Here is a 2,096-nt window from a genome sequence, read left to right as displayed (position 1 = left end):
CAGCAGATAACAGCATTTTAAATAATGAGGCTTTAATAGATTCTAGTGAATTCAACTTTGAAGAACCAGAACTTACTATCAGTAGAAGTGCAGATAATAATACAGTTGATTCGAGTACTGTTTTAGAACATACTCTTTCAGTTTCTAATGGAACAGCAGCTAATATCTCTCCTGCTTATCAAACAAAAATAGTAGAAACTATTCCGGCAGGATTTAGAGATAAAGAAGCAAATATTTTAAGTACAGTAGTAATTGAAAAAGCTGATGGTACAGATCTTATTGAAAATACTGATTATGATCTTGAATATAATAATACAAACCACCAGTTAATAATCACCTTTAAAGATACAGCTGATGGTATTTTAAATCCGGCTGAAAAATATATAATTAAATATCAGACTGAAGCAAATAATGATATCCAAGCAGGTTTAAATTATACTTTCAGTGCTGAACTTGAAGAATATTATTCCGTAGTAAAGAATGTTAATGATGCTCAAAAATATCCAGCTGCTGATCAAACAATTACTGCAGATAAAACTTTTAATGGCAGCAGTTCAACATTTACAGCAAATTCGGATATAACAAATGTCAGTCCTGGTGATACAGTTAATTATAATCTTAGCTTTTTAGTTCCTGCCAAGACAACGGTTACTGCATTTAACTTGAGTGCTGAACTTCCTGAAGGATTAGAGTTTATTGAAGGAAGTGTTAATGGTCCGGGAACACCTGAAAGTACAACTGGTAATGATCTTGGTCAGTGGGAGCCGGCCCAAATCACAGGTAATCCAGAAAATGGTGGCCAGAGTATAGTCTTTCCTGATGGTGATGTTACTGTTAAAAATGACAGCAGTGAAGATTATGAATATAGATTGAGCTTCCAAGCTAAAATCTTAAATATTGATGCTGTAAGTAATGGTAATAGTTTAAATTCAGATTTCAGTTATTCATATAATGGAAATCCACTTTCTGATAGTGTGAGCCTGACAGTTGTAGAACCAGAATTAACATTATCTAAGGCTTTTGAAAATGTGAGTGGAGAAAATAGTTATGAAGCAGGAGATACAGTAGAATATACAATAACTATCAATCACTCAGGTAGTTCAACAGCAGCTGCCTATGATCTGACAGTTGAGGATATTATACCAGCAGGTATGAGCTATGTATCTGGTACTATGACTTCATCAGTTGACAGTTTAAGTATTACTGCCAATGATAGTGGTCAAGATTTAAGCTGGACAGTTGAAGAACTCGCTCAGACATATGGTTCCAGCACTCCACTAGAACTAACTTATCAGGTAAAATTAGATGATGGTGTAGCTCCGGCTGAAGTATTAACTAATGGAGTAAGCCTTGCCTGGTCATCACATCCTGATGGAGATAATGATGATCGAAGAAAAGGTGTAAAAAATAGTAATCTAAATGATTATTTCTTAGAAACTGCTGCTGATCTAACTATAAATAGCGATATTAGTATCACTAAGTCAATCATTGGTGATAAAGATGATTATGCAATTGGTGATAAAGTAAGCTACAAAGTTGATATTGATTTAATTAAAGGTACTATAAATGGATTAAAAGTTGGAAATATGATACCGACAGGTTTAGAGGCAGGTAGTTTTACCTTAAAAGATGGTAATGGAAATGTGTTGTCTAAAGAAGATTATCTAACAGATCAGGATTTAAGTGATAACAATTTATCATTTGCAGAAATTATTAATTCAGGATCAAAGCATATAGCTGATGACAGGATTACAATCGAATATGATGCGCTAGTAGAAAACATTGCAGATAACCAGAATGGAGATACAAAAGAAATTACAACTAATCTCTATTATAATGATGATGCAGGAAATCAGCAGAATGTGACAGCAGACAAAACTCCGATAACCATAATAGAGCCAGACTTAGCTTTTGATAAGACTTTTGTATCTGGAAGCTATGAAGCAGGAGATACAGTAGAATATACAATAACTATCAATCACTCAGGTAGTTCAACAGCAGCTGCCTATGATCTGATAGTTGAGGATATTATACCAGCAGGTATGAGCTATGTTAATGGCAGTATGACAACATCAGTTGACAGCTTAAGTATTACT

At 34.1% G+C, this 2,096-nt stretch carries 1 protein-coding gene; it reads left to right on the top strand.

Annotated elements, in window-relative coordinates:
• Positions 1–2,096 (top strand): isopeptide-forming domain-containing fimbrial protein (locus CI949_RS20170; protein WP_290769794.1); only part of this gene is annotated, 2,096 nt, incomplete at both ends.

The organism is Halanaerobium sp., from assembly GCF_003070835.1.
This window is presented reverse-complemented; position numbering and strand designations above follow the sequence as displayed.